The sequence below is a fragment of the Haemophilus sp. HN_Hi08 genome, assembly GCF_049824455.1.
GTDB classification, from domain to species: Bacteria; Pseudomonadota; Gammaproteobacteria; order Enterobacterales; family Pasteurellaceae; genus Haemophilus; species Haemophilus influenzae_D.
In genome coordinates, this window is record NZ_CP187493.1 from 142567 (window position 1) to 166704 (window position 24138).

Annotated in this window: 38 protein-coding genes; 8 read left to right on the top strand and 30 right to left on the bottom strand. The window is 38.3% G+C overall.

Annotation, left to right across the window (positions count from 1 at the left end):
- Positions 1-134: 134 nt before the first annotated feature.
- The 4 genes from hslO (at position 135) to ispC (ending at position 4816) form a co-directional block, all read left to right on the top strand.
- Positions 135-1016, top strand: coding sequence for an Hsp33 family molecular chaperone HslO (hslO, locus tag ACPT8O_RS00670; protein ID WP_021034707.1), 882 nt, complete (start codon positions 135-137; stop codon positions 1014-1016).
- 172 nt (positions 1017-1188) lie between these two features.
- Positions 1189-2805, top strand: a complete 1617-nt coding sequence (gene pckA / locus ACPT8O_RS00675; RefSeq protein ID WP_021034706.1) for a phosphoenolpyruvate carboxykinase (ATP) — start codon at positions 1189-1191, stop codon at positions 2803-2805.
- Positions 2806-2955: 150 nt separating this feature from the next.
- The gene (gene frr, locus ACPT8O_RS00680; RefSeq protein WP_021034705.1) at positions 2956-3513 is read left to right on the top strand and encodes a ribosome recycling factor; all 558 of its coding nucleotides are present in this window, start codon (positions 2956-2958) and stop codon (positions 3511-3513) included.
- Between the two features lie 109 nt (positions 3514-3622).
- Entirely contained in the window at positions 3623-4816 is a 1194-nt protein-coding gene (ispC, locus tag ACPT8O_RS00685) for a 1-deoxy-D-xylulose-5-phosphate reductoisomerase (protein WP_021034704.1), read from the top strand.
- A 31-nt stretch (positions 4817-4847) separates the two neighbouring features.
- Here the strand turns inward: ispC and ACPT8O_RS00690 are convergent, their stop codons facing one another.
- Positions 4848-5657 (bottom strand): sulfite exporter TauE/SafE family protein, encoded by an 810-nt coding sequence (locus ACPT8O_RS00690; RefSeq protein ID WP_021034703.1) that lies wholly within the window; start codon positions 5655-5657, stop codon positions 4848-4850.
- Between the two features lie 133 nt (positions 5658-5790).
- Between ACPT8O_RS00690 and ACPT8O_RS00695 the strand changes: the two genes are divergently transcribed.
- Entirely contained in the window at positions 5791-6873 is a 1083-nt protein-coding gene (locus ACPT8O_RS00695) for an anaerobic sulfatase maturase (RefSeq protein WP_021034702.1), read from the top strand.
- 118 nt (positions 6874-6991) lie between these two features.
- Positions 6992-7588, top strand: a complete 597-nt coding sequence (locus tag ACPT8O_RS00700; protein ID WP_425613318.1) for a Crp/Fnr family transcriptional regulator — start codon at positions 6992-6994, stop codon at positions 7586-7588.
- Between the two features lie 125 nt (positions 7589-7713).
- On the opposite strand, the gene rplQ is transcribed toward ACPT8O_RS00700, so the two are convergent.
- The 29 genes from rplQ to ACPT8O_RS00845 form a co-directional block, all read right to left on the bottom strand.
- The gene (gene rplQ, locus ACPT8O_RS00705; protein WP_005648400.1) at positions 7714-8100 is read right to left on the bottom strand and encodes a 50S ribosomal protein L17; all 387 of its coding nucleotides are present in this window, start codon (positions 8098-8100) and stop codon (positions 7714-7716) included.
- 40 nt (positions 8101-8140) lie between these two features.
- Complete coding sequence (locus tag ACPT8O_RS00710; protein ID WP_021034700.1) at positions 8141-9127, bottom strand: DNA-directed RNA polymerase subunit alpha; 987 nt, start codon at positions 9125-9127, stop codon at positions 8141-8143.
- A gap of 31 nt (positions 9128-9158) precedes the next feature.
- Complete coding sequence (gene rpsD / locus ACPT8O_RS00715) at positions 9159-9779, bottom strand: 30S ribosomal protein S4 (RefSeq protein ID WP_005648404.1); 621 nt, start codon at positions 9777-9779, stop codon at positions 9159-9161.
- Between the two features lie 29 nt (positions 9780-9808).
- Positions 9809-10198, bottom strand: coding sequence for a 30S ribosomal protein S11 (gene rpsK / locus ACPT8O_RS00720; protein ID WP_005543603.1), 390 nt, complete (start codon positions 10196-10198; stop codon positions 9809-9811).
- Positions 10199-10213: 15 nt separating this feature from the next.
- Positions 10214-10570, bottom strand: a complete 357-nt coding sequence (gene rpsM / locus ACPT8O_RS00725; protein ID WP_005648406.1) for a 30S ribosomal protein S13 — start codon at positions 10568-10570, stop codon at positions 10214-10216.
- Positions 10571-10709: 139 nt separating this feature from the next.
- Complete coding sequence (gene rpmJ / locus ACPT8O_RS00730) at positions 10710-10823, bottom strand: 50S ribosomal protein L36 (protein ID WP_005625868.1); 114 nt, start codon at positions 10821-10823, stop codon at positions 10710-10712.
- Positions 10824-10851: 28 nt separating this feature from the next.
- Positions 10852-12177 carry a preprotein translocase subunit SecY gene (gene secY / locus ACPT8O_RS00735; protein ID WP_005652382.1) on the bottom strand — a complete coding sequence of 442 codons (1326 nt, stop codon included), beginning with the start codon at positions 12175-12177 and terminating at the stop codon, positions 10852-10854.
- A gap of 7 nt (positions 12178-12184) precedes the next feature.
- Complete coding sequence (rplO, locus tag ACPT8O_RS00740; protein WP_005648410.1) at positions 12185-12619, bottom strand: 50S ribosomal protein L15; 435 nt, start codon at positions 12617-12619, stop codon at positions 12185-12187.
- Positions 12620-12622: 3 nt separating this feature from the next.
- Positions 12623-12802 carry a 50S ribosomal protein L30 gene (rpmD, locus tag ACPT8O_RS00745; RefSeq protein WP_005543631.1) on the bottom strand — a complete coding sequence of 60 codons (180 nt, stop codon included), beginning with the start codon at positions 12800-12802 and terminating at the stop codon, positions 12623-12625.
- Between the two features lie 6 nt (positions 12803-12808).
- On the bottom strand, positions 12809-13309 hold the full coding sequence (rpsE, locus tag ACPT8O_RS00750) for a 30S ribosomal protein S5 (RefSeq protein ID WP_005625871.1): 501 nt from the start codon (positions 13307-13309) through the stop codon (positions 12809-12811).
- 14 nt (positions 13310-13323) lie between these two features.
- Positions 13324-13677, bottom strand: a complete 354-nt coding sequence (gene rplR / locus ACPT8O_RS00755; RefSeq protein ID WP_005690393.1) for a 50S ribosomal protein L18 — start codon at positions 13675-13677, stop codon at positions 13324-13326.
- Positions 13678-13690: 13 nt separating this feature from the next.
- Positions 13691-14224, bottom strand: a complete 534-nt coding sequence (gene rplF, locus ACPT8O_RS00760; protein ID WP_005690391.1) for a 50S ribosomal protein L6 — start codon at positions 14222-14224, stop codon at positions 13691-13693.
- A 15-nt stretch (positions 14225-14239) separates the two neighbouring features.
- Positions 14240-14632, bottom strand: a complete 393-nt coding sequence (rpsH, locus tag ACPT8O_RS00765; protein ID WP_005625877.1) for a 30S ribosomal protein S8 — start codon at positions 14630-14632, stop codon at positions 14240-14242.
- A 36-nt stretch (positions 14633-14668) separates the two neighbouring features.
- Positions 14669-14974, bottom strand: coding sequence for a 30S ribosomal protein S14 (gene rpsN / locus ACPT8O_RS00770; RefSeq protein ID WP_005625879.1), 306 nt, complete (start codon positions 14972-14974; stop codon positions 14669-14671).
- Between the two features lie 11 nt (positions 14975-14985).
- Positions 14986-15525, bottom strand: coding sequence for a 50S ribosomal protein L5 (gene rplE, locus ACPT8O_RS00775; RefSeq protein ID WP_005625881.1), 540 nt, complete (start codon positions 15523-15525; stop codon positions 14986-14988).
- Between the two features lie 17 nt (positions 15526-15542).
- A complete protein-coding gene (gene rplX, locus ACPT8O_RS00780) occupies positions 15543-15854 on the bottom strand; it encodes a 50S ribosomal protein L24 (protein WP_005635734.1) in 312 nt (103 codons plus the stop codon).
- Positions 15855-15864: 10 nt separating this feature from the next.
- Positions 15865-16236 carry a 50S ribosomal protein L14 gene (rplN, locus tag ACPT8O_RS00785; RefSeq protein ID WP_005548786.1) on the bottom strand — a complete coding sequence of 124 codons (372 nt, stop codon included), beginning with the start codon at positions 16234-16236 and terminating at the stop codon, positions 15865-15867.
- Between the two features lie 232 nt (positions 16237-16468).
- The gene (gene rpsQ, locus ACPT8O_RS00790; protein WP_005625886.1) at positions 16469-16726 is read right to left on the bottom strand and encodes a 30S ribosomal protein S17; all 258 of its coding nucleotides are present in this window, start codon (positions 16724-16726) and stop codon (positions 16469-16471) included.
- Positions 16726-16917 carry a 50S ribosomal protein L29 gene (gene rpmC / locus ACPT8O_RS00795; protein WP_005625888.1) on the bottom strand — a complete coding sequence of 64 codons (192 nt, stop codon included), beginning with the start codon at positions 16915-16917 and terminating at the stop codon, positions 16726-16728. Before rpmC ends, rpsQ begins: the two co-directional genes overlap by 1 nt.
- Positions 16917-17327, bottom strand: coding sequence for a 50S ribosomal protein L16 (gene rplP / locus ACPT8O_RS00800; RefSeq protein WP_005625890.1), 411 nt, complete (start codon positions 17325-17327; stop codon positions 16917-16919). Before rplP ends, rpmC begins: the two co-directional genes overlap by 1 nt.
- Positions 17328-17340: 13 nt before the next feature.
- Positions 17341-18048, bottom strand: a complete 708-nt coding sequence (gene rpsC, locus ACPT8O_RS00805; protein WP_021034699.1) for a 30S ribosomal protein S3 — start codon at positions 18046-18048, stop codon at positions 17341-17343.
- Between the two features lie 17 nt (positions 18049-18065).
- Positions 18066-18398, bottom strand: coding sequence for a 50S ribosomal protein L22 (gene rplV, locus ACPT8O_RS00810; protein WP_005625897.1), 333 nt, complete (start codon positions 18396-18398; stop codon positions 18066-18068).
- Positions 18399-18409: 11 nt separating this feature from the next.
- Complete coding sequence (gene rpsS / locus ACPT8O_RS00815) at positions 18410-18685, bottom strand: 30S ribosomal protein S19 (RefSeq protein WP_005539416.1); 276 nt, start codon at positions 18683-18685, stop codon at positions 18410-18412.
- 25 nt (positions 18686-18710) lie between these two features.
- Positions 18711-19532, bottom strand: a complete 822-nt coding sequence (gene rplB, locus ACPT8O_RS00820; RefSeq protein ID WP_005652371.1) for a 50S ribosomal protein L2 — start codon at positions 19530-19532, stop codon at positions 18711-18713.
- Positions 19533-19549: 17 nt separating this feature from the next.
- Positions 19550-19849 carry a 50S ribosomal protein L23 gene (gene rplW / locus ACPT8O_RS00825; RefSeq protein ID WP_005632756.1) on the bottom strand — a complete coding sequence of 100 codons (300 nt, stop codon included), beginning with the start codon at positions 19847-19849 and terminating at the stop codon, positions 19550-19552.
- Positions 19846-20448 carry a 50S ribosomal protein L4 gene (gene rplD, locus ACPT8O_RS00830; RefSeq protein WP_005652369.1) on the bottom strand — a complete coding sequence of 201 codons (603 nt, stop codon included), beginning with the start codon at positions 20446-20448 and terminating at the stop codon, positions 19846-19848. The genes rplW and rplD overlap by 4 nt, the downstream gene beginning before the upstream one ends.
- Positions 20449-20463: 15 nt before the next feature.
- Positions 20464-21090 carry a 50S ribosomal protein L3 gene (gene rplC, locus ACPT8O_RS00835; protein WP_005632753.1) on the bottom strand — a complete coding sequence of 209 codons (627 nt, stop codon included), beginning with the start codon at positions 21088-21090 and terminating at the stop codon, positions 20464-20466.
- A gap of 16 nt (positions 21091-21106) precedes the next feature.
- A complete protein-coding gene (rpsJ, locus tag ACPT8O_RS00840; protein WP_001181005.1) occupies positions 21107-21418 on the bottom strand; it encodes a 30S ribosomal protein S10 in 312 nt (103 codons plus the stop codon).
- 236 nt (positions 21419-21654) lie between these two features.
- The gene (locus ACPT8O_RS00845) at positions 21655-22557 is read right to left on the bottom strand and encodes a LysR family transcriptional regulator (protein WP_041175394.1); all 903 of its coding nucleotides are present in this window, start codon (positions 22555-22557) and stop codon (positions 21655-21657) included.
- 250 nt (positions 22558-22807) lie between these two features.
- On the opposite strand from ACPT8O_RS00845, the gene atoD reads away from it, so the two are divergent.
- Together atoD and ACPT8O_RS00855 are read left to right on the top strand one after the other, a co-directional pair.
- Positions 22808-23461 carry an acetate CoA-transferase subunit alpha gene (gene atoD / locus ACPT8O_RS00850; protein WP_041175275.1) on the top strand — a complete coding sequence of 218 codons (654 nt, stop codon included), beginning with the start codon at positions 22808-22810 and terminating at the stop codon, positions 23459-23461.
- A 10-nt stretch (positions 23462-23471) separates the two neighbouring features.
- Entirely contained in the window at positions 23472-24137 is a 666-nt protein-coding gene (locus ACPT8O_RS00855) for a 3-oxoacid CoA-transferase subunit B (protein ID WP_005660145.1), read from the top strand.
- Position 24138 lies beyond the last annotated feature (1 nt).

The window sequence follows — 24138 nt, forward strand, 5'->3', positions numbered from 1 at the left end:
AACTTAGAGATCACATTGGATTTTACAAGCCTCTAAGTGCCACCTATTTATAAGCAAAAACGCTTAAATAAAACAATCAAGACAAAAAGTGCGGAAAAAACCACCGCACTTTTTATCTCAATTAGGAATATTCAATGACCAATCAACAAGACTATACTCAAGATAATGACAAACTTTACCGTTATCTTTTCCAACATCGTTCAGTTCGTGGGGAATGGGTTCGCTTAAATAAAACATTTACTGATACATTAAATACCCATCAGTATCCTAAAGCAGTACAGGATTTATTGGGAGAAATGATGGTAGCGACTAATTTGCTTACTGCCACACTAAAATTTGACGGCAATATTACCGTACAAATTCAAGGCGATGGCCCATTACGCTTAGCATTAGTAAATGGCAATGATCAACAACAAATCCGCGCCCTTGCTCGAGTGGATGGGGACATCACTGAAAATATGAACCTACATAATATGATTGGTAAAGGCGTATTGGTCATTACTATTGCACCAAAAGAAGGCGAACGCTATCAAGGTGTAATTAGCTTGGATAAACCCACGATCACGGAATGCTTAGAAGATTATTTTGTACGCTCAGAACAGCTTCAAACTCAATTAATTATTCGTACTGGAGAATATGACGGCAAGCCAGTGGCAGCAGGGATGTTATTACAGATTATGCCTGATGGTTCTGGTACATCAGAAGATTTTGAGCATTTAACTACGCTCGCAGCAACAGTAAAAGATGAAGAATTATTTGGTCTCCCTGCAGAAGAGTTACTCTATCGTTTATATCACGAAGAAACCGTTAATCTTTATCCAGCACAAGATGTACAATTTTTCTGTGGCTGCTCTGCTGAGCGTTCTGGTTCAGCATTACTTTTAATCTCTGATGAAGAAATTGATGAAATATTAGCCGAGCATAAAGGCAGTATTGATATGCAATGTGAGTGTTGTGGCACACACTACTTCTTTAATAAAGAAGCGATTGAAAAATTAAAATCAACAAGACTTTAAAAACAATCCCGACACAATGTTGGGATTTTTGATCTATATTACAACATCACTAAAAAGAGGTAAAATTTTTAAAGAAATGTTCAAAAATGAGATCTACTTAACATTTTTTTATATTGATATCCATTAGAATAAACCACAGTTAAATTTTAATCTTACATATTAGAGGTGACTTATGACAGACTTAAATAAAGTGGTAAAAGAACTTGAAGCTCTTGGCATTTATGATGTAAAAGAAGTTGTTTACAATCCAAGCTACGAGCAATTGTTTGAAGAAGAAACTAAACCAGGTTTAGAAGGCTTTGAAAAAGGTACTTTAACTACGACTGGTGCAGTGGCAGTAGATACAGGTATCTTCACAGGTCGTTCTCCAAAAGATAAATATATCGTGTTAGATGAAAAAACCAAAGATACTGTTTGGTGGACATCTGAAGTAGCAAAAAACGACAACAAGCCAATGAACCAGGCTACTTGGCAAAGCTTAAAAGACTTGGTAACTAACCAACTTTCTCGTAAACGCTTATTTGTAGTTGATGGCTTCTGTGGTGCGAGCGAACACGACCGTATTGCAGTGCGTATTGTCACTGAAGTAGCGTGGCAAGCACATTTTGTAAAAAATATGTTTATTCGCCCAACTGAAGAACAACTCAAAAATTTTGAACCAGATTTCGTTGTAATGAACGGTTCTAAAGTCACTAATCCAAACTGGAAAGAACAGGGTTTAAATTCAGAAAACTTTGTTGCATTCAACTTAACTGAGCGTATCCAATTAATCGGTGGAACTTGGTACGGCGGCGAAATGAAAAAAGGTATGTTCTCAATGATGAACTACTTCCTACCACTTAAAGGTGTAGGTGCAATGCACTGTTCAGCTAACGTTGGTAAAGATGGCGATGTAGCAATCTTCTTCGGTTTATCTGGTACAGGTAAAACAACCCTTTCTACCGATCCAAAACGTGAATTAATCGGAGATGATGAACACGGTTGGGATGATGTTGGTATCTTTAACTTTGAAGGTGGTTGTTATGCGAAAACCATTCATCTTTCAGAAGAAAATGAACCAGATATTTACCGCGCTATCCGCCGCGATGCATTATTAGAAAACGTGGTTGTTCGTGCTGATGGTTCTGTTGATTTCGATGATGGTTCAAAAACAGAAAATACTCGCGTATCTTACCCAATTTATCACATCGATAATATTGTAAAACCAGTTTCTCGTGCAGGTCACGCAACTAAAGTTATTTTCTTAACTGCAGATGCATTTGGCGTATTACCACCAGTATCTAAATTGACACCAGAACAAACTAAATACTACTTCTTATCAGGTTTCACTGCAAAATTAGCAGGTACTGAACGTGGTATTACTGAACCAACGCCAACTTTCTCAGCATGTTTCGGTGCAGCATTCTTAACCCTTCATCCAACTCAATATGCTGAAGTATTAGTAAAACGTATGCAAGCAGCAGGTGCTGAAGCTTACTTAGTGAATACTGGTTGGAATGGTACAGGTAAACGTATCTCAATCAAAGATACTCGCGGAATCATTGATGCAATCTTAGATGGCTCAATTGAAAAAGCTGAAATGGGCGAATTGCCAATCTTCAACTTAGCAATTCCTAAAGCATTACCAGGTGTAGATTCTGCAATCTTAGATCCTCGCGATACTTACACAGATAAAGCACAATGGCAATCAAAAGCTGAAGACTTAGCTGGTCGTTTTGTGAAAAACTTTGTTAAATATGCAACTAACGAAGAAGGTAAAGCGTTAATTGCAGCAGGTCCTAAAGCTTAATTAAAAATACTAAAAATATTAACCGCACTTTGGGTAACTGAAGTGCGGTCATTTTTTATCTGTTTTCAAGCTGATAAATGTATTCAAAAATTGACAAAAATCCAGTAAAATCACTGTGTTTTAACTTTCGTCAATTAAAAGGACAATGCAATGCTTAACCAAATCAAAAAAGATGCTCAAGATCGTATGGAAAAAAGCCTTGAAGCATTAAAAGGCCATATTTCAAAAATCCGTACCGGTCGCGCACAACCAAGTTTACTCGATGCAATTCAAGTTGAATATTATGGTGCTGCGACCCCACTTCGCCAATTAGCAAACGTAGTGGCAGAAGATGCACGTAATTTAGCTGTAACTGTTTTTGATCGTTCTTTAATCTCTGCAGTAGAAAAAGCAATTTTAACCTCAGATTTAGGTTTAAATCCATCTTCAGCTGGCACAACAATCCGCGTTCCGCTTCCTCCATTAACAGAAGAACGCCGTCGTGATTTAATCAAAATTGTGAAAGGCGAAGGTGAACAAGGTAAAGTTGCGGTTCGTAATGTGCGTCGTGATGCGAATGATAAAATCAAAGCATTATTAAAAGACAAAGAAATCAGCGAAAATGAACAACATAAAGCAGAAGAACAAATCCAAAAAATCACCGATATTTACATTAAAAAGGTAGATGAAGTATTAGCGGATAAAGAAAAAGAATTAATGGATTTCTAATCATCAAAAATGCGAAAGGCAGACAGTTTTGTCTGCCTTTATTTTATTAGGTATGCGAATTTAGACGTACCAATGAAAATATAATCAACAAAAGTGCGGTGAAGATTCTATGCAAAAACAAAACATTGTCATTCTTGGTTCAACGGGATCAATCGGTAAAAGTACCCTTTCTGTTATCGAAAATAACCCTCAGAAATATCATGCATTTGCACTCGTAGGCGGAAAAAATGTAGAAGCAATGTTTGAACAATGCATAAAATTCCGACCGCACTTTGCGGCTCTTGATAATGTAAATGCAGCTAAAATTTTACGTGAAAAATTAATTGCACATCATATTCCAACAGAAGTATTAGCAGGACAACGAGCTATTTGTGAACTCGCAGCACACCCTGATGCCGATCAGATAATGGCATCGATTGTTGGTGCAGCAGGATTGTTACCGACTCTTTCAGCAGTTAAAGCGGGGAAACGGGTATTACTAGCAAATAAAGAATCATTGGTAACCTGCGGACAGCTTTTTATTGATGCCGTAAAAAACTATGGCGCGAAGCTTTTACCAGTAGACAGTGAACATAATGCGATCTTTCAATCGTTACCGCCAGAAGCACAAGAAAAAATCGGTTTTTGCCCACTTTCTAAATTAGGCGTAAGTAACATTATACTCACTGGTTCTGGCGGACCATTCCGTTACACGCCACTTGAACAATTCACCAACATCACACCTGAACAAGCGGTTGCACACCCTAATTGGTCTATGGGTAAAAAAATCTCTGTCGATTCAGCCACAATGATGAATAAAGGTTTGGAATACATTGAGGCTCGATGGCTTTTCAACGCAAATGCGGAAGAAATGGAAGTCATTATTCATCCACAATCTATTATCCATTCTATGGTACGGTATGTTGATGGCTCGGTCATAGCTCAAATGGGAAATCCAGATATGCGTACACCAATTGCAGAAACTATGGCATATCCTCACCGCACTTTTGCTGGAGTAGAACCACTCGATTTCTTTAAAGTCAAAGAACTGACGTTTATTGAACCTGATTTTAATCGTTATCCAAATTTAAAACTGGCTATTGATGCCTTTGCTGTGGGTCAATATGCAACAACAGCAATGAATGCAGCTAATGAAATTGCCGTACAAGCATTTTTAGATCGTCAAATTAGTTTTATGGATATTGCAAAAATTAATTCGAAAACAATTGAGAAAATTTCGCCTTATACCATTCAAAATATTGATGATGTACTCGAAATTGATGCACAAGCAAGAGAGATTGCGAAAACGCTAATTAGTAAATAGACCTAGAATAACTAGGTCTAGTTTATTCGATTTAATGGAATACAAATTCCAAAATGCACATATAGGCTGCAATACAAAATAAGATAATCGCCAATAATTTTCTTGTTAAAGCTGGATTCATTAATCCACGCAATTTCATTGAGAAGAAACTCATTCCAAATGAACCCAAGGTAACGACACCAACTACAAGAAAATTTACATACCCTAATTGACCACTTAGGCTGACATCATAAGGGAAGGCTCTTGTGAGATAACCATATAAATTACCAATACCGCCAATAATCATCATGTAGTTCGTATAAACGGCAATTTGTTGTGTTTTTACCCCTTTTAATTGGCCAACAAGCGGAGCAAGGATAGATCCGCCTCCAATACCTGTAATACCCGCAATTAAGCCTCCTCCACAGCAACTAATACTACCTTTAGCTCGTTCCATAGGAGACATATTAGACACTTCTATTTGTGTTCTCGATCTGTTTAAAAATGTTTTAATCGCTAGCACACTTAAACTAACCGTAAAAATTAAACTAATTACCACAGTAGAAAAATAAAAACTTAATTCAAAGCCAATTTGCACGCCAATTACCATAGCAATAGACCATAAAATCATATTGATATAATCAATTTTAATTTTTTGCTTATGGAAAAATAATAAATTAATCAATGCAGTACACATCACTATGGTAAGTGATGTAGCTGAAATAACTTGAATCGGCAATTCAGGAAATAATGTACGTAAAATTGGCACCATCAACACCCCACCGCCAATACCAAAAATAGCAGAAACCACATTGGTACAAATACCGCAAATCAGTAAGATAAAAATTGTGCTAAGTGCCATCTTAGATCCTATTTAAAAATTCATTTAATCATACTTCATTTTGACGTAAGAGCATATGCTCAGCTTATGATCGCTATCATATACAGTTAAAATTATTCTGTTATGATAAAAAGAATAAGGAGGATACGTAGATATGAATTCATTTCAATTAATGGCAAAACCTACTGGTTCAATTTGTAATTTAGATTGTCAATATTGCTTTTACTTGGAAAAACCTCACTTAAACCAACGGGCTATGACTAATGAAGTATTAGAAGCCTATATCAAATCCTATATTGAAACAACGCCTCAACAACAAGTTACTTTCCTATGGCAAGGCGGCGAGCCAACCCTAGCAGGTCTTGATTTCTACAAAAGAGCGGTCAATTTTCAGCATAAATATGCTAATGGCAAACAAATTGAAAATTCTCTACAAACGAATGGAGTATTACTTAATGCCGATTGGTGCCGTTTTCTTCACGATCATCACTTTCTTGTAGGGCTTTCTATAGATGGACCTAAGCACTTACACGATACCTATCGTTTAACTAAAAATGGAAAAGGCTCATTTCAACAAGTAATAAATGCTCTCGATTTACTCTATAATTACCAAGTTTCTTTTAATACACTAACTGTGGTACATAATCTCAATGTCCAATATGCTAAAGAAATCTACCATTTCTTGAAAAGAATAGGTTCATCTTATATGCAATTTATTCCACTAATGGGCGATTACAAGCAACAAGCTACAGCAAAAGACTACGGTCAATTTTTAATTGATATTTTTGATGAATGGTATGCCAATGATGTAGGCAAAATTGGTATTCAATTTATTGAACAATGGTTTATGGCTTACCTTGGTTTACAACCAAGTTTATGTATTTTTCGTGAAACCTGCGGCGATCAATTGGTTATTGAACAAAATGGCGATATTTATAGTTGCGATCATTATGTTTATCCTGAATATAAACTCGGAAATCTTATTGAAACCCCTCTAATACAGCTCCTTGATAATAATACTAAACAAAAGAATTTTGGCGCAGCAAAATCTTTTCTTTCCGAACAGTGTAAAATCTGCAAGTTTCGCTTTGCCTGTCACGGAGGCTGCCCAAAACATCGTACAATTCAAGGATTTGGTAAAGCACATAATCAACTTTGTGAGGCATATTATTCTGCACTTTCTCATATGGATCCATATTTAAAGTCATTTGCAAAATCATTTGGCAAAATAAAATAATATTTATCTAGCTTAAAATTTTGTTAAACACTTCACATTTTTATAATTTGCTTATAGCAGAAAAATATAGAAATTTGTATAGTAATCTGAAGTTATTTATATATTAAAAGACGCCTTTATGTTTACATTGCCCTATTATTTACCACAAAACTTAAATGAATGTATTATTTCTGAAAGTAAAACTCTAGAAAAAAACAGCTTAATTTATGCACAAGGCGAGAAGCCTAAAGAATTTTATTTTTTAAAACAAGGGCTAGTTGGTCTGTATCATAGTCTAGAAAATGGCAAAGAAACATTGACTCGACTTTATCACGCTAATGAATATTTTGGTTTTCGTACTATTTTTAGTGAAACATCTTATCATTGCAGTGCAAAAGTATTAATGGAAGCCGATATCGTTAGAATATTTCCTGGTAATCACGCAAATTTTATTACAAATAACCCTGATTTTTCTTGTTATCTTATGAAACAACTTTCTAATGAATTATATGATGCAGAACACCGAATAAGTAATACAGCTTATAAGCGTAGTTACGAACGTATTATTGATGCCATTGAAAATTTAACAGAAAGTTATCCCGATTACCCTTGGACCTACCGAGAAGTAGCGGAATTTTGTGGATGTGAAACTGAAACCGCAATTCGTATTAGTAGAGAGCTTAAAAAACAAGGAATTTTAGATAAAAATACACGACATCTACGAATATGCTCTTAAAATTTGCTACTGTTCACTGATTGTAAATAATATATCTAAGTAATGATTAAATCAGATAAAGATTTTTTTATATATAAAATAAAAAAGCCCACTATATAAAGTGAGCTTATTTTTAGAATTAATTTTTATTCCTCAGTTGTTGCCTCAGCAACTTCTGGACGATCAACTAACTCAATGTATGCCATTGGTGCATTATCGCCTGCACGGAAACCACATTTCAAAATGCGAGTGTAACCACCTGCACGTTGAGCAAAACGTGGACCTAATTCATTAAATAATTTTGCAACAGTTTCAACGTTGCGAGTACGAGCAAATGCTAAACGACGGTTAGCAACGCTATCTACTTTTGCTAATGTAATTAACGGTTCAACTACACGGCGTAATTCTTTAGCTTTAGGCAAAGTAGTCTTAATGATTTCATGACTAACTAAAGCACTTGCTAAGTTACGGAACATCGCTTGGCGATGACTACTATTACGGTTTAGTTGACGACCACTCTTACGATGGCGCATGATCTTATCCTTCTCAGAAAAATCTTAACCTATGACCAAACTAGTCTTCAGCAATACTTGCTGGTGGCCAATTTTCAAGGCGCATACCAAGTGACAAGCCACGAGAAGCAAGAACATCCTTAATTTCAGTAAGAGATTTCTTACCAAGATTAGGGGTTTTTAATAATTCTACTTCAGTACGTTGTACTAAATCACCGATATAATGAATTGTTTCTGCTTTCAAACAGTTAGCAGAACGAACTGTCAGCTCTAAATCATCTACAGGACGTAATAAAATCGGATCAAACTCCGGTTTTTCTTCCTTAATTTCAGGCTGACGAACATCACGTAAATCAACGAATGCATCAAGTTGCTCCGCCAAGATTGTTGCTGCACGACGAATTGCTTCTTCTGGCTCAAGTGCACCATTAGTTTCTAACTCAATAACGAGCTTATCCAAATCTGTACGCTGCTCAACACGAGCTGCCTCTACATTATACGTAATTCGTTCAACCGGACTATAACAAGCATCAACAAGCAAACGACCAATTGGACGCTCTTCTTGCGTATGTATACGAGATGAAGCAGGAACATATCCTCTACCACGCTGAACACGTATACGCATACTAATTGAAGCATTTTCATCAGTTAAATGACAAATCACATGATCTGGATTTACAATTTCAACATCACCATCATGGGTAATGTCCGCTGCAACAACAGGGCCAATTCCAGATTTATTTAATGTCAGAATAACGTCATCTTTATTCTGTACCTTAACCGCTAGACCTTTAAGGTTCAAAAGTACTTCAAGAATATCTTCTTGAACACCTTCCTTACTACTATATTCATGCAATACGCCATCAATTTCTACTTCAGTTACAGCACAACCCGGCATTGAAGACAGAAGGATACGACGCAATGCATTACCTAGAGTATGACCAAAACCACGCTCTAACGGTTCTAAGATCACTTTAGCATGTGTTGAACTAATTTGTTCAATATCTACTAAACGTGGTTTTAAAAATTCTGTAACAGAACCCTGCATTTTATCCTCTCTTTGGTTTTAAGCTTAACTATTATTTAGAGTAAAGCTCAACGATCAGATGTTCGTTAATGTCTGCTGATAAATCAGAACGTTCAGGAACACGTTTGAATACACCTTCCATTTTTGCAGAATCAACTTCTAACCATGTTGGTTTTTCTCTTTGCTCTGCTAATTCTAATGATGCTTTAATACGAGCTTGTTTTTTCGATTTTTCACGAATAGCAACTACATCATTTACAGAAACTTGGAAAGATGGAATATTAACAACACGACCATTCACAACAATTGCTTTATGACTCACTAATTGACGAGCCTCTGCACGAGTTGCAGCAAATCCCATGCGATAAACAACGTTATCCAATCTACCTTCTAATAACACTAATAAATTTTCACCAGTGTTACCTTTCAAACGGTTTGCTTCTTTATAGTAGTTACGGAATTGACGTTCTAAAATACCATAGATACGACGAACTTTTTGTTTTTCACGTAACTGACTACCATAGTCAGACAAACGCGGTTTACGAGCACCGTGCTGACCCGGTGCTGTATCAATTTTACATTTTGAATCAATCGCACGCACGCCTGATTTAAGGAATAAATCAGTGCCTTCACGACGGCTGAGCTTGAGTTTAGGACCCAAATATCTTGCCATTTTCTTTCTCCAACTATCCTATATACGTCTTAAACGCGACGTTTTTTCGGTGGACGACAACCGTTATGAGGAATCGGAGTCACATCAGTAATATTCGTGATACGGAAACCCGCTGCGTTTAACGCGCGAATTGTAGATTCACGACCTGGACCCGGACCTTTAACCATAACTTCCAAGTTCTTTAAGCCAAATTCTTTAACGATTTCAGCACAACGCTCTGCCGCAACTTGCGCTGCGAACGGAGTTGATTTACGAGAACCACGGAAACCTGAACCACCTGCAGTTGCCCAAGCTAGAGCATTACCTTGACGGTCAGTAATAGTAACGATTGTATTATTGAAAGATGCGTGAATATGTGCTACGCCATCTACAACTTGTTTTTTTACACGTTTACGTGCACGAACTGGTGTTTTAGCCATTCTTATTTACCCCGACTATTTTTTGATCGGCTTACGTGGACCCTTACGGGTACGCGCATTAGTTTTAGTACGTTGACCACGTACTGGTAAACTACGACGATGACGTAAACCACGATAGCATCCTAAGTCTAAAAGACGTTTGATGTTTAGTGTTACTTCACGACGTAAGTCACCTTCAACGGTAAATTTACCAACTTCGTCACGCAGTTTGTCAATCTGCTCTTCAGACAATTCTCTGATCTTAACATCTTCAGCAATACCCGCTGCTGCACAAATAGCTTGTGAACGAGTTTTACCAATACCGTAAATTGCAGTTAAAGCGATTACAGCGTGTTTATGATCAGGAATGTTAATGCCTGCAATACGGGCCACTATGCACTCCTATATTTTAATTAATTTGATATTCTGATCTTGAAAAGCCCGTTTTCAGGATACTCAAACAGAATATCAAGGACATAAATGAGTTGAGCAGTATAACTACTCAACTGGTTCTTGGCAAGAAAAATGTTAATTAACCTTGACGTTGTTTGTGTTTAGGGTCGCTACACAATACGCGTACAACACCCTCACGTTTAACAATCTTACAGTTACGACACATTTTCTTTACGGAAGCACGAACTTTCATTGCTTATCCTTTTACTTTAAATGAACAATTATTGTCCAAAACCCTTAAGGTTTGCTTTTTTCAACGCAGATTCATATTGAGAAGACATTAAATGACTTTGAACCTGAACGATGAAATCCATAATTACAACGACTACAATTAAAAGAGATGTTCCACCGAAGTAAAATTTAACATCCCAAGCCGATGTCATAATATAAGGAACTAAACATACAAACGTTACATAGAGACCGCCAATTAATGTAAGACGAGTCATCACTTTATCAATATAACGTGATGTTTGTTCACCGGGTCTAATTCCTGGAATAAATGCACCAGATTTTTTTAGATTATCTGCTGTATCACGAGGATTATATTGCATTGCTGTATAGAAAAAACTGAAGAAAATAATTGCGACAGCATAAACAAGCAAATAAAGTGGCTGACCAGGATTCAATAACATTGATAAATTATTTAACCATTCAAATTTATCATTTTGCCCAAACCATTGTGTTAATGTAGCTGGGAATAAAATAATACTTGAAGCAAAAATTGCTGGCATTACATTTGCCATATTCACTTTCAATGGTAAATGTGTTGAATGACCACCTAAAATTTGACGACCTTGCTGACGCTTCGCATATTCAACGCGAATTCTACGTTGTCCTCTTTCAACAAAAACAACAAAATAAGTTACTGCAAATACAATAGCTGCGATCAGAAGAAGAACTAATGGATGCATCTGTCCTTGACGAGCCTGCTCAATAGTTTGAAGAATAGCCGATGGTAAACCAGCTACAATACCGCCAAAAACAAGAATTGAAATACCGTTACCAATACCTCTTTCAGTTATTTGCTCACCCAACCACATAAGGAACATTGTACCAGTGACTAAACTAACAACTGAAGTAAAGTAAAAACTAAATCCAACATTTGGCACTAAGCCAGACAACATATTTGGTAAACCTGTTGAAATAGCTACTGCCTGAATCGTTGCAAAAACAACTGTCGCATAACGAGTATATTTAGAAATTTTACGCTGACCAGCAGCACCTTCTTTCTTTAATTCTGCTAAAGCAGGAGAAACCGTTGCAAGCAATTGAATTACAATAGATGCCGATATATATGGCATGATTCCTAATGCTAAAATGGATGCACGGCTTAGAGCACCACCAGAGAACATGTTAAACATGTCAATGATAGTGCCTTTTTGTTGTTCAACTAATTGAGCTAGAACAGCCGCATCAATACCAGGAACCGGAATGAATGAACCAATTCGATAAACGATAAGTGCACCTAAAACGAAAAGTAATCGGCTTTTTAATTCACCTTTACCGCTATTAGTACTTCTTGCTTGATAACCTGGTTGTTTAGCCATTTGCTAATTATTCCTCAATTGAACCACCAGCAGCTTCAATTGCTGCTTTTGCACCTTTAGTTACACGTAAACCGCGTACCGTTACTGCAGATTTCACTTCTCCTGCTAAAATTACTTTAGCGAATTGGATATCTTTAGTTAAGATATTTGCTGCTTTTAATGTTTCTAAAGTTACTACATTACCTTCAACTTTGGTTAATTCATTTAAACGAACTTCTGCAGTCACTGCAGATTTCATTGAAGTAAAACCAAATTTTGGTAAACGACGGTATAACGGCATTTGACCACCTTCGAAACCGCGACGAACACCGCCACCAGTACGAGATTTTTGACCTTTATGACCGCGGCCACCAGTCTTGCCTAAACCTGAACCAATACCACGACCGAGGCGTTTAGCACTATGCTTTGCACCTTCAGCCGGAGATAGAGTATTTAAACGCATCTCTTACTCCTCCACTTTAACCATGTATGAAACTTGGTTAATCATACCACGTACTGCAGGCGTATCAATTAACTCAACAGTGTGGTGCATATGGCGAAGACCAAGACCACGCAAGGTAGCTTTATGCTTCGGTAAACGAGCAATTGAGCTACGAACTTGTGTTACTTTAATAGTTTTAGCCATTATTCATTACCCCAAGATTTCATCAACAGTTTTACCGCGTTTTGCAGCAACCATTTCTGGTGATTTCATATTTGCTAATGCATCAATAGTTGCACGAACAACGTTAATTGGGTTGGTAGAACCATACGCTTTAGAAAGAACGTTACGTACACCTGCAACTTCCAATACCGCACGCATTGCACCACCAGCGATGATACCTGTACCTTCGCTTGCTGGCTGCATAAATACACGTGAACCAGTATGAACACCTTTAACTGGATGTTGTAATGTACCTTCATTTAAAGCGACATTAATCATATTGCGACGTGCTTTTTCCATCGCTTTTTGGATCGCTGCTGGAACTTCGCGCGCTTTACCATAACCAAAACCTACTCGGCCATTACCATCGCCCACCACAGTTAATGCAGTGAAACTCATAATACGACCACCTTTTACAGTTTTTGATACACGGTTTACTGCGATTAGCTTCTCTTGCAGTTCACCAACTTGTTTTTCGATGTTTGACATCTCAATTTACCTCATTAGAACTGTAGACCAGCTTCACGTGCAGCGTCCGCTAAAGTTTGGACACGACCATGATATTTAAAACCGGAACGATCAAAAGCAACAACTTGAACGCCTTTTGCTAATGCGCGTTCTGCAACAGCTTTACCTACTGCAGCAGCTGCATCTTTATTACCGGTGTATTTTACTTGCTCACGAATTGCTTTCTCAACAGTTGAAGCAGCGGCAAGCACTTCTGAACCGTTTGGTGCAATAACTTGTGCATAAATATGACGTGGAGTGCGGTGAATAACTAAACGAGTTACACCTTGCTCTCTCATCATATGACGTGCACGAGCTGCACGACGGATACGAGCTGATTTCTTATCCATAGTGTTACCTTAATTATTTCTTCTTAGCCTCTTTGATACGCACTACTTCATCAGCGTAACGTACCCCTTTACCTTTATAAGGTTCAGGACGGCGATAAGCACGAATATCTGCTGCAACTTGACCGATCAACTGTTTGTCTGTACCTTTCAACACGATTTCGGTTTGAGATGGACATTCTGCTGTAATACCTGCCGGCAAAGTGTGCTCTACTGGGTGAGAATAGCCTAAACTTAATGCAATTGCATTGCCTTTAAGTTGAGCTCTGTAACCTACACCCACCAATACTAATTTTTTAGTGAAACCTTCAGTAACACCGATAACCATTGCATTAACTAATGCACGTGCAGTACCCGATTGAGCATTTGCTTCAACAAAACCTTCACGTGGAGTGAACGTAAATTGTCCGTTATCTTGTTTTACTTCAACTGATTCATGAATTTTGCGAGATAACTCGCCATTTTTACCTTTTACTGTTAATAGCTGACCGTCGAGTTTAACTTCAACGCCGGCAGGAATATTAACAGGTGCCTTTGCAACACGAGACATTTTCCTACCTCTCTATTAAGCTACATAACAGATGATCTCACCGCCTAAACCTGCTTGACGAGCAGCGCGGTCAGTCATAACACCTTTAGATGTAGAAATAACTGCAACACCTAAACCGCCCATAACTTTTGGTAATTCATCTTTACGTTTGTAAATACGAAGACCAGGACGACTTACACGTTGGATGCTTTCTACAACTGGTTTGCCTTGGAAATATTTTAAAGTAATTTCCAATTCAGGTTTAGCACCTTCTAAAACTTTTACGCTTTCGATATAACCTTCAGCAGCTAATACATTGGCAATTGCCACTTTTAGCTTGGAAGAAGGCATATTGATTGCAACTTTGTTCGCAGCTTGACCGTTACGAATACGGGTCAGCATATCTGCGATTGGATCTTGCATACTCATTGTACTTTTTCTCCGATTCCAAAATAAAGTGGTATATTACCAGCTCGCTTTTTTAAGGCCAGGGATTTCACCGCGCATTGCAGCTTCACGAACCTTAATTCGGCTTAAACCAAACTTACGTAAAACGCCATGAGGACGTCCAGTTTGGCGGCAACGGTTACGTTGACGAGATGGGCTAGAATCACGTGGTAAAGTTTGTAACTTTAACACTGCATCCCAACGATCTTCATCAGAGGCATTGACATCAGAAATGATTTTCTTTAATTCAACACGTTTTGCGTAGAATTTTTCAGCCAATTTAACGCGTTTTACATCGCGTGCTTTCATTGATTGTTTAGCCATTATAACCTGCCTTATTTACGGAATGGGAAATTAAAGGCAGCAAGTAGTGCTTGACCTTCTTCATCATTCTTAGCAGTAGTTGTGATAGTGATATCTAAACCACGTACACGATCTACTTTATCGTAATCGATTTCAGGGAAGATGATTTGTTCACGCACACCCATGCTATAGTTACCACGACCATCGAATGATTTCGCGCTTAAACCGCGGAAGTCACGAATACGTGGAACAGCAATTGTAATTAAACGTTCAAAGAACTCCCACATACGCTCACCGCGTAGTGTTACTTTACAACCGATTGGATATCCCTGACGGATTTTAAAGCCAGCAACAGATTTACGAGCTTTAGTTACTAAAGGTTTTTGACCGCTGATTGCTGCTAAATCCGCTACTGCGTTGTCTAGCAATTTTTTGTCGGTCAATGCTTCACCCACACCCATATTCAGGGTAATCTTTTCGATTCGTGGGACTTGCATGACAGATTTGTAGCCGAATTTATTTTTTAATTCGCTTACTACTTGATCTCTGTAGTAATCATGCAGTTTCGCCATCGCATTACTCCAGTTTGTTAGATAATTTCATTGTTAGATTTGAAGAAACGTACTTTTTTGCCGTCTTCGAATCTAAAACCTACACGGTCAGCTTTATTTGTTTTAGGATTGAAAATCGCAACATTTGAAGCATCAATTGCAGCTTCTTTTTTCACTAAACCACCAGCTTTTCCTAATGCAGGAACTGGTTTCTCATGTTTAGTAATGATGTTGATACCTTCAACAAACACTTTACCGTTTGGTAACACTTTAGTTACCTTGCCACGTTTGCCCTTATCTTTACCAGTAAGAACAATTACTTCATCATTTTGACGGATTTTAGCAGCCATTACATTCCCCTTACAGTACTTCTGGAGCTAAAGAAATGATCTTCATGAATTTCTCAGAACGAAGTTCACGAGTCACTGGTCCAAAAATACGAGTACCGATTGGTTGCTCAGTGTTATTATTTAAAATTACACAAGCGTTACCATCGAAACGAATAACTGAGCCATCTGGGCGACGAACACCCTTCTTGGTGCGCACAACAACTGCTTTTAATACATCACCCTTTTTTACTTTACCGCGTGGAATTGCTTCTTTTACAGTAATTTTGATGATGTCACCAATCGCAGCATAACGACGGTGCGATCCACCTAGAACCTTGATACACATTACGCTGCGAGCGCCTGAATTATCAGCAACATCCAGCATAGTCTGTTCTTGGATCATATTAGTGCTCCGTTAAGATTAAAAAAACACCCTTTCGGGACGAACCCATCCGCACTACTCAGATAGAATGGCGGACAGGCGACGGATTCTATCAAAAGAAAAAGAGAAAGGCAATGATAATTTACCTTTATCCTCTCAACTCGTTTATTAAAAGTGCGGTTAAAATTTACAAGATTTTGAATGTAAAAAAGCCAATGGATTAACCATTGGCCTTTCATTGTTATATTGTGAATTAAGCGATTACCGCTTTCTCAACAACGCGAACTAAAGTCCAAGATTTGGTTTTTGATAGAGGACGACATTCGCGAATCTCTACGGTATCACCAACTTTGGCTTCATTATTCTCATCGTGTACGTGTAATTTAGTTGTACGACGGATAAATTTACCATATAAAGGGTGTTTTACCTTACGTTCAATAGCAACAACGAAAGATTTTTCCATTTTGTCGCTAACAACTTTACCTTGTACGCTACGAATTTTATCAGTCATTACTCACCCGCCTTTTCGGTTAATACAGTTTTTACACGTGCAATATCACGACGCACTTGTTTAGCCTGATGGGTTTGTTGAAGCTGACCGGTGGCTGTCTGCATACGCAACTTGAATTGTTCACCTAAAAGGTTTACTAATTCAGCATTCAGCTCTTCAACACTTTTTGTACGTAAATCTTGAGCTTTCATTACATCACCGTCTTAGTTACGAAAGTGGTCTTAACTGGCAATTTAGCAGCTGCTAATGCAAATGCGTTTCTTGCTACTTCTTCAGACACACCATCCATTTCATAAAGCACTTTACCCGGTTGGATTAAGGCTACCCAGTACTCAACGTTACCTTTACCTTTACCCATACGGACTTCTAATGGTTTTTCAGTAATTGGTTTATCTGGGAATACACGAATCCAGATTTTACCTTGACGTTTTACTGCACGTGACATTGCACGACGTGCCGCTTCAATTTGACGAGCGGTTAAACGACAACGACCAACTGCTTTTAAACCGTAAGTACCGAAGCTAACTTCAGTACCGCCCGCGATACCACGGTTGCGGCCTTTGTGAACTTTACGGAATTTTGTACGTTTTGGTTGCAACATTTAGCGTTTCTCCTTACTTACGACCTTTACCGCGAGGAGCCTTTTTAGGCTTGTCGGTAGGTTGTTGTTCTGATTGCGCAACGGCAGCCATTCCACCAAGAATTTCACCTTTGAAGATCCACACTTTAACGCCGATTACGCCGTAAGTTGTGTGAGCTTCTGCAGTGTTATAATCGATGTCCGCACGAAGAGTATGTAGAGGTACACGACCTTCACGATACCATTCTGAACGTGCGATTTCTGCACCACCTAAACGACCGCTAACCTCAACTTTGATACCTTTAGCACCTAAACGCATTGCGCTTTGTACCGCACGTTTCATTGCACGACGGAACATTACACGACGTTCTAATTGAGAAGCGATGCTATCTGCAACTAATTTCGCATCTAATTCAGGTTTTTTCACTTCAGCAATGTTGATTTGAGCAGGAACGCCAGCGATTTTAGACACTGCGTTACGTAATTTTTCAACATCTTCGCCTTTTTTACCGATTACGATACCAGGACGAGCTGTGTGAATAGTTACACGAATACTTTTAGCTGGACGCTCAATAGTAATACGTGAAACTGAAGCATTTGCTAATTCTTTATTTAAGAATTTGCGTACTTTGAAATCGCCTTCAAGATTGTCAGCGAAGTCTTGTGTATTCGCGAACCAAGTAGAGCTCCAAGGTTTAACAATACCTAGGCGAATACCATGTGGATGTACTTTTTGACCCATTGCTATTCCTCTACTTATTAACGATCTGACACAACCACAGTAATGTGGCTAGTACGTTTTAAAATACGATCTGCACGACCTTTAGCACGTGGCATAACACGTTTCATGCTAGGACCTTCATCAACGAAGATTTTAGCAACTTTAAGATCATCGATATCTGCACCGTCATTGTGCTCTGCGTTTGCAATAGCTGATTCTAAAACTTTCTTCACTAAAGCTGCTGCTTTTTTGTTAGTGAAAGTTAAGATTTCTAATGCTTGCGCAACTTTTTTACCACGAATTAAATCGGCAACTAAGCGAGCTTTTTGGGCAGAAGTGCGAGCGTAACGATGTTTTGCAATAGTTTCCATCTATTTACCTCTTATTTCTTAGCTTTCTTATCTGCCGCGTGACCGCGGTATGTACGAGTCGGTGCAAATTCACCAAGCTTATGACCGATCATTTCATCAGATACATAAACAGGAACGTGCTGACGACCATTATGGACTGCGATGGTCAATCCGATCATTGATGGAATGATCATTGAACGACGGGACCAAGTTTTGATTGGTTTTTTATCCCCGCTTTCCACCGCCTTCTCTACCTTCTTCAACAAGTGTAGGTCAAGGAAAGGACCTTTCTTGAGAGAACGTGGCATGGCTAATCCTCTTTAATTTAATCTATTATTTGCCACGACGACGTACGATATATTTATCAGTACGTTTGTTGTGACGAGTTTTCTTACCTTTGGTTTGAACGCCCCAAGGAGTTACTGGGTGTTTACCAAAGTTACGACCTTCACCACCACCGTGTGGGTGATCTACTGGGTTCATTGCAGTACCACGAACTGTAGGGCGAATGCCTCTCCAGCGGTTAGCACCAGCTTTACCCAATACGCGAAGCATATGTTCTGAGTTACCAACTTCACCGATTGTTGCAACACATTCAGCTAATACTTTACGCATTTCGCCAGAACGTAAACGTAAAGTTACATAGTTGCCTTCACGTGCGATGATTTGTACATAAGCACCAGCAGAACGAGCGATTTGACCGCCTTTACCTGGTTTTAATTCAACGTTATGTACTGTTGAACCAACTGGGATATTACGCATTGGTAATGAATTACCCACTTTAATTGGTGAGTTTATGCCAGCTTGGATTTGATCGCCTACTGACAAACCTTTAGGTGCTAAGATATAACGGCGTTCACCATCTTTATAAAGCACTAAAGCAATGTTAGCAGAACGGTTTGGATCATATTCTAAACGCTCAACAACCGCTGGGATGTCTAACTTGTTACGTTTGAAATCGATTAAACGGTAGTGTTGTTTGTGACCGCCACCAATGTGACGAGTAGTAATACGACCATAGTTGTTACGACCACCAGTTTTAGATTTAGTATCTAGAAGAGGTGCGTAAGGTTTACCCTTGTGTAATTCAGGGTTCACGATTTTAACAACGTGACGACGACCAGCGGAGGTCGGCTTACATTTAACGATAGCCATTCTCTAATTTCCTCCGATTACTCTGCACTGTCCACGAAGTCCAAATTTTGGCCTTCGGCTAAAGTTACATAAGCTTTTTTCCAGTCGCTGCGACGACCCATTTTGTTACCACGGCGTTTAGTTTTACCTTTAACAACCACAGTACGAACAGAGTCAACTTTTACTTCAAATAATTGAGCAACAGCAGCAGCAATTTCAGCTTTGTTCGCATCTAAAGCAACTTTAAGTACAACAGTGTTAGATTTTTCAGCATTGTTCGTTGCTTTTTCAGAGATGTGCGGTGCACGTAGCACGCTTAGCAAACGTTCTTGACTCATGCTAGGATCTCCTCAATTTGTTTCACAGCGTCAACAGTAACAATCACTTTATCGAAAGCGATCAAGCTAACTGGATCGATACCTTGAACATCACGTACATCAACTTTGTATAAGTTACGCGCTGCTAAGAATAGATTTTCATCTAAACTTGCTGTGATAATTAACGCATCTTCAACGGCTAAATCTTTTAATTTTTGTACTAAAACTTTAGTTTTTGGTGCATCTAATTCGAATTTTTCCACAACAACCAAACGGTCTTGACGAACTAATTCAGAAAGAATGCTTTTGATAGCACCACGGTACATTTTCTTGTTCACTTTTTGGCTGTGATCTTGTGGTTTAGCCGCGAAGGTTGTACCACCAGAACGCCAGATTGGTGATTTAATATCACCAGCACGAGCACGACCTGTACCTTTTTGACGCCAAGGTTTTTTACCTGAACCAGACACTTCAGCACGAGTTTTTTGTGCACGAGTACCTTGACGCGCACCTGCTGCATAAGCAACAACAACTTGGTGGATCAACGCTTCGTTAAACTCACGTCCGAAGGTAGTTTCAGAAACAGTGAGTGCGTTTGCACCTACAACTTGTAATTCCATCTCTATCTCCTAGACTTATGCTTTAACTGCTGGCTTAACGATAACATCGCCATTAATAGCACCAGGCACAGAACCTTTTACTAATAGCAATTTACGCTCAGCATCTACACGAACAACTTCAAGTGATTGAACGGTTACACGCTCAGCACCTAAATGTCCCGCCATTTTTTTACCTTTAAACACACGGCCTGGAGTTTGGTTTTGACCAATAGAACCAAGTACACGATGTGATAAAGAGTTACCATGAGTCGCATCTTGAGTACGGAAGTTCCAACGTTTAACACCACCTTGGAAACCTTTACCTTTAGAAGTACCGGTAACATCTACTTTTTTAACATCTGCAAAAATGTCAACATTGATTTCTTGACCTAAAGTGAATTCTTCACCCTCAGTACGAAATTCCCATAAACCGCGACCAGCTTCAACACCTGCTTTCACGAAATGACCTGCTTCAGGTTTAGTTACACGATTCGCTTTTTTAGAACCAGTAGTAACTTGAACTGCAGTATAGCCATCGTTTTCAAGAGTTTTAACTTGAGTTACGCGGTTGGCTTCGATTTCGATAACGGTAACTGGTACAGAAACACCGTCTTCATTGAAGATACGGGTCATACCAACTTTACGACCGACTAAACCAATCATTGTAATAACCTCTTAATTAACCTAGGCTGATCTGCACGTCCACGCCGGCAGCCAAATCTAAACGCATTAATGCATCAACAGTTTTTTCTGTTGGCTCTACGATATCTACTAAACGTTTGTGTGTACGAATTTCGTATTGGTCACGTGCGTCTTTGTTTACGTGTGGAGAAATCAACACGGTGAAACGCTCTTTACGAGTTGGTAAAGGAATTGGACCACGAACTTGTGCACCAGTACGTTTAGCTGTTTCTACGATCTCCGCAGTAGATTGATCGATCAAACGGTGATCGAACGCTTTTAAGCGGATACGGATTCTTTGGTTCTGCATTAGACCAGAGCTCCAATAAAATTTAGCTAATAAAAAAACTAACACCAATCACAATTCTAACTTCAAAATAGAAAAGGAGGTGCAAGTTACCTGTTATATAGTCTCCAAATCGGAAACATTGTTCAGCGTGACATATCGTCATGCTCGTTTAATAAATGATTACATTAAACGGCTCTCATATTAAGGGCTCGTAGATTCTATAGAAAGACAACCCTATTTGCAAGCTTTTATTTTAGCTATTTTGTTGGCCTAAAAGCCTCTAATAATTTATCAAAAATATATTCTTCAAGATGTGTGTAGACCGTTTTTCTTTGACGACATAGTGTCACTTTCCACGGAACAGGACTTTCGATTTTACGACACAAAAATTCTTTTGAATGATAAAGCCCAGCCATAGGTAACGGTAGAATAGTTAATAATTCTTTGTTTGTTTTAACCGCACTTAGCAGAAAATCCCAACAGCTCGAATCCAAAACAATATCTGGATAACAATTATTGCGCTCAAAAGCTTCCTTCAAATGATGATGAATCATAAATGTTTGATCGAAAATTGCCATTTTCTGGTGATGTAAATCGGCCCATGTGATTTGTTGTTTTTTTGCTAAAACATGCTTTGGTGAAAGAAATAAGGCTAATTCAGAACTATGAATTTCAATTGAATCAATAATATTTTTTGATATTCGCTCGGGATATAACAACACGGCTAAATCAACTTTATCTAAAAGAAGTTCACTCTTTAGAGCATAAGCTCCAATTTCTTTAATAATGAAATTAATATCTGGATTCTTAAGAATAAGATTAGGCAATACAGAAGAAAACACGGCTGATAAAACTAAGGGAGGAATACCAATTGTTATCGTGCCTTTCTTACAATCTTTTGATTTATAAAGATTTGTTCTCATATCATTGTAACGCTTGATCACTTCTTTTGCATCACGATAATAATTTTCCCCCGCAAAGGTTAGTCCAATAATTTTTCCTGATGCCCGTTTAAATATCTGAATATTTTCACGATTCTCAAACTCCGTAATCATCATACTTAATGCAGGTTGAGACACATATAAATTTTGAGACGCTCGGCTTAAATTAAAATCATTATCTACGATTGAAACAAAATATCTTAGATGCCTAATATCCATCATTTTCACCCCCCTAAGGGCTGCCATTTTTATAAAATATAGCACAAGGATTGTTTAAAACACTATCAAAATAACTTATACCCCCCTAAGAAAGATGTATTTCTTTTACGAAATTTTTTTTGCTATTTTTAATATCAATCTAGTTCCTTTATCGCCTATCAAGGATCATCACAAGAAACATATCCATTTGAAATATAAGATACTTATTTGTTGATATTCTTTCTTTTAATCTCGTTATTAGGAGGTCTCTATGACACAAAAACATCTTAAGCTTAATAATCTAAATCAACACCTACATGATGGTATGAGCATCATGTTTGGTGGATTTATGGGTATCGGCACTCCAGCCAAACTTGTCCAACAAATCTTAGATTCTGGCGTAAAGGATCTCACACTCATAGGCAATGACACAGCCTTTATTGACACTGGCGTAGGCCCTTTAATTGTAAATAATCGAGTCAAACGTTTAATTACATCCCATATTGGTACAAATCCAGAAACTGGTAAAAAAATGATTACTGGTGAAATAGATGTAGAACTCGTTCCACAGGGTACCTTAGCTGAACGGATTCGTGCAGGTGGTGCTGGATTAGGTGGTATTTTAACACCTACGGGTGTCGGCACTGTTGTTGAAGAAGGAAAACAAAAAATTCAAATTGATGGCAAAGAATATTTGCTTGAACTCCCACTAAAAGCTGATATTGCCATTATCCATGCTCAAAAAGGTGACATGAATGGCAATTTAGCTTATGAATTATCTGCTAGAAACTTTAATCCACTCGTTGCTTTAGCAGCCAAAACTGTCATTGCCCAAGTTGATAATCTACTAGAGGTCGGTCAGTTACCCCCAGATGAAGTCATCACGCCAGCCGCATTAATTGATTACATTGTTTGTTCAGAATAAGGAGAACGCCATGAATGCAAAAGAATTAATCGCTCGCCGAATTGCGATGGAATTACATGATGGAGATATTGTTAATCTCGGTATTGGTTTACCAACACAGGTTGTTAATTATTTACCTGATAATGTCAATATTACACTTCAATCAGAAAATGGCTTTCTTGGTTTAACTGCATTTGACCCAGAAAATGCTAATTCAAACTTAGTAAATGCTGGTGGTCAGCCTTGTGGAATTAAAAAAGGCGGCGCTACTTTTGATAGTGCTTTTTCCTTCGCTTTAATTCGTGGCGGTCATGTTGATGCCTGTGTGCTAGGTGGACTTGAAGTTGATCAAGAAGCAAATCTCGCTAACTGGATGGTGCCTGGCAAAATGGTACCAGGAATGGGCGGAGCAATGGACTTAGTGACGGGTGCAAAAAAAGTGATTATTGGCATGGAACATTGTGCCAAGTCAGGTTCCTCAAAAATTCTAAAGAAATGTACTTTACCGCTCACAGCAAGTAAAAAAGTTGCCATGGTGGTTACCGAATTGGCGGTATTTAACTTCATTGAAGGCAGATTAGTTCTAAAAGAACACGCTCCTCATGTGGATTTAGAAACAATTAAAGCCAAAACAGAAGCCGATTTCATTGTTGCCGATGATTTCAAAGAAATGCAAATCAGCCAAAAAGGACTTTAAT

Bases quoted from the DNA above. Each gene is read 5' to 3' on its own strand.
- hslO (WP_021034707.1), top strand. From the start codon at position 135: ATGACCAATCAACAAGACTATACTCAAGATAATGACAAACTTTACCGT.
- pckA (WP_021034706.1), top strand. From the start codon at position 1,189: ATGACAGACTTAAATAAAGTGGTAAAAGAACTTGAAGCTCTTGGCATT.
- frr (WP_021034705.1), top strand. From the start codon at position 2,956: ATGCTTAACCAAATCAAAAAAGATGCTCAAGATCGTATGGAAAAAAGC.
- ispC (WP_021034704.1), top strand. From the start codon at position 3,623: ATGCAAAAACAAAACATTGTCATTCTTGGTTCAACGGGATCAATCGGT.
- ACPT8O_RS00690 (WP_021034703.1), bottom strand. From the start codon at position 5,657: ATGGCACTTAGCACAATTTTTATCTTACTGATTTGCGGTATTTGTACC.
- ACPT8O_RS00695 (WP_021034702.1), top strand. From the start codon at position 5,791: ATGAATTCATTTCAATTAATGGCAAAACCTACTGGTTCAATTTGTAAT.
- ACPT8O_RS00700 (WP_425613318.1), top strand. From the start codon at position 6,992: ATGTTTACATTGCCCTATTATTTACCACAAAACTTAAATGAATGTATT.
- rplQ (WP_005648400.1), bottom strand. From the start codon at position 8,100: ATGCGCCATCGTAAGAGTGGTCGTCAACTAAACCGTAATAGTAGTCAT.
- ACPT8O_RS00710 (WP_021034700.1), bottom strand. From the start codon at position 9,127: ATGCAGGGTTCTGTTACAGAATTTTTAAAACCACGTTTAGTAGATATT.
- rpsD (WP_005648404.1), bottom strand. From the start codon at position 9,779: ATGGCAAGATATTTGGGTCCTAAACTCAAGCTCAGCCGTCGTGAAGGC.
- rpsK (WP_005543603.1), bottom strand. From the start codon at position 10,198: ATGGCTAAAACACCAGTTCGTGCACGTAAACGTGTAAAAAAACAAGTT.
- rpmJ (WP_005625868.1), bottom strand. From the start codon at position 10,823: ATGAAAGTTCGTGCTTCCGTAAAGAAAATGTGTCGTAACTGTAAGATT.
- secY (WP_005652382.1), bottom strand. From the start codon at position 12,177: ATGGCTAAACAACCAGGTTATCAAGCAAGAAGTACTAATAGCGGTAAA.
- rplO (WP_005648410.1), bottom strand. From the start codon at position 12,619: ATGCGTTTAAATACTCTATCTCCGGCTGAAGGTGCAAAGCATAGTGCT.
- rpmD (WP_005543631.1), bottom strand. From the start codon at position 12,802: ATGGCTAAAACTATTAAAGTAACACAAGTTCGTAGCTCAATTGCTCGT.
- rpsE (WP_005625871.1), bottom strand. From the start codon at position 13,309: ATGTCAAACATCGAAAAACAAGTTGGTGAACTGCAAGAGAAGCTAATC.
- rplR (WP_005690393.1), bottom strand. From the start codon at position 13,677: ATGGATAAGAAATCAGCTCGTATCCGTCGTGCAGCTCGTGCACGTCAT.
- rplF (WP_005690391.1), bottom strand. From the start codon at position 14,224: ATGTCTCGTGTTGCAAAGGCACCTGTTAATATTCCTGCCGGCGTTGAA.
- rpsH (WP_005625877.1), bottom strand. From the start codon at position 14,632: ATGAGTATGCAAGATCCAATCGCAGATATGCTGACCCGTATTCGTAAC.
- rpsN (WP_005625879.1), bottom strand. From the start codon at position 14,974: ATGGCTAAACAATCAATGAAAGCACGCGATGTAAAACGCGTTAAATTG.
- rplE (WP_005625881.1), bottom strand. From the start codon at position 15,525: ATGGCGAAACTGCATGATTACTACAGAGATCAAGTAGTAAGCGAATTA.
- rplX (WP_005635734.1), bottom strand. From the start codon at position 15,854: ATGGCTGCTAAAATCCGTCAAAATGATGAAGTAATTGTTCTTACTGGT.
- rplN (WP_005548786.1), bottom strand. From the start codon at position 16,236: ATGATCCAAGAACAGACTATGCTGGATGTTGCTGATAATTCAGGCGCT.
- rpsQ (WP_005625886.1), bottom strand. From the start codon at position 16,726: ATGACTGATAAAATTCGTAGCGTACAAGGTAAAGTTGTTAGCGACAAA.
- rpmC (WP_005625888.1), bottom strand. From the start codon at position 16,917: ATGAAAGCTCAAGATTTACGTACAAAAAGTGTTGAAGAGCTGAATGCT.
- rplP (WP_005625890.1), bottom strand. From the start codon at position 17,327: ATGTTGCAACCAAAACGTACAAAATTCCGTAAAGTTCACAAAGGCCGC.
- rpsC (WP_021034699.1), bottom strand. From the start codon at position 18,048: ATGGGTCAAAAAGTACATCCACATGGTATTCGCCTAGGTATTGTTAAA.
- rplV (WP_005625897.1), bottom strand. From the start codon at position 18,398: ATGGAAACTATTGCAAAACATCGTTACGCTCGCACTTCTGCCCAAAAA.
- rpsS (WP_005539416.1), bottom strand. From the start codon at position 18,685: ATGCCACGTTCTCTCAAGAAAGGTCCTTTCCTTGACCTACACTTGTTG.
- rplB (WP_005652371.1), bottom strand. From the start codon at position 19,532: ATGGCTATCGTTAAATGTAAGCCGACCTCCGCTGGTCGTCGTCACGTT.
- rplW (WP_005632756.1), bottom strand. From the start codon at position 19,849: ATGAGTCAAGAACGTTTGCTAAGCGTGCTACGTGCACCGCACATCTCT.
- rplD (WP_005652369.1), bottom strand. From the start codon at position 20,448: ATGGAATTACAAGTTGTAGGTGCAAACGCACTCACTGTTTCTGAAACT.
- rplC (WP_005632753.1), bottom strand. From the start codon at position 21,090: ATGATTGGTTTAGTCGGTCGTAAAGTTGGTATGACCCGTATCTTCAAT.
- rpsJ (WP_001181005.1), bottom strand. From the start codon at position 21,418: ATGCAGAACCAAAGAATCCGTATCCGCTTAAAAGCGTTCGATCACCGT.
- ACPT8O_RS00845 (WP_041175394.1), bottom strand. From the start codon at position 22,557: ATGGATATTAGGCATCTAAGATATTTTGTTTCAATCGTAGATAATGAT.
- atoD (WP_041175275.1), top strand. From the start codon at position 22,808: ATGACACAAAAACATCTTAAGCTTAATAATCTAAATCAACACCTACAT.
- ACPT8O_RS00855 (WP_005660145.1), top strand. From the start codon at position 23,472: ATGAATGCAAAAGAATTAATCGCTCGCCGAATTGCGATGGAATTACAT.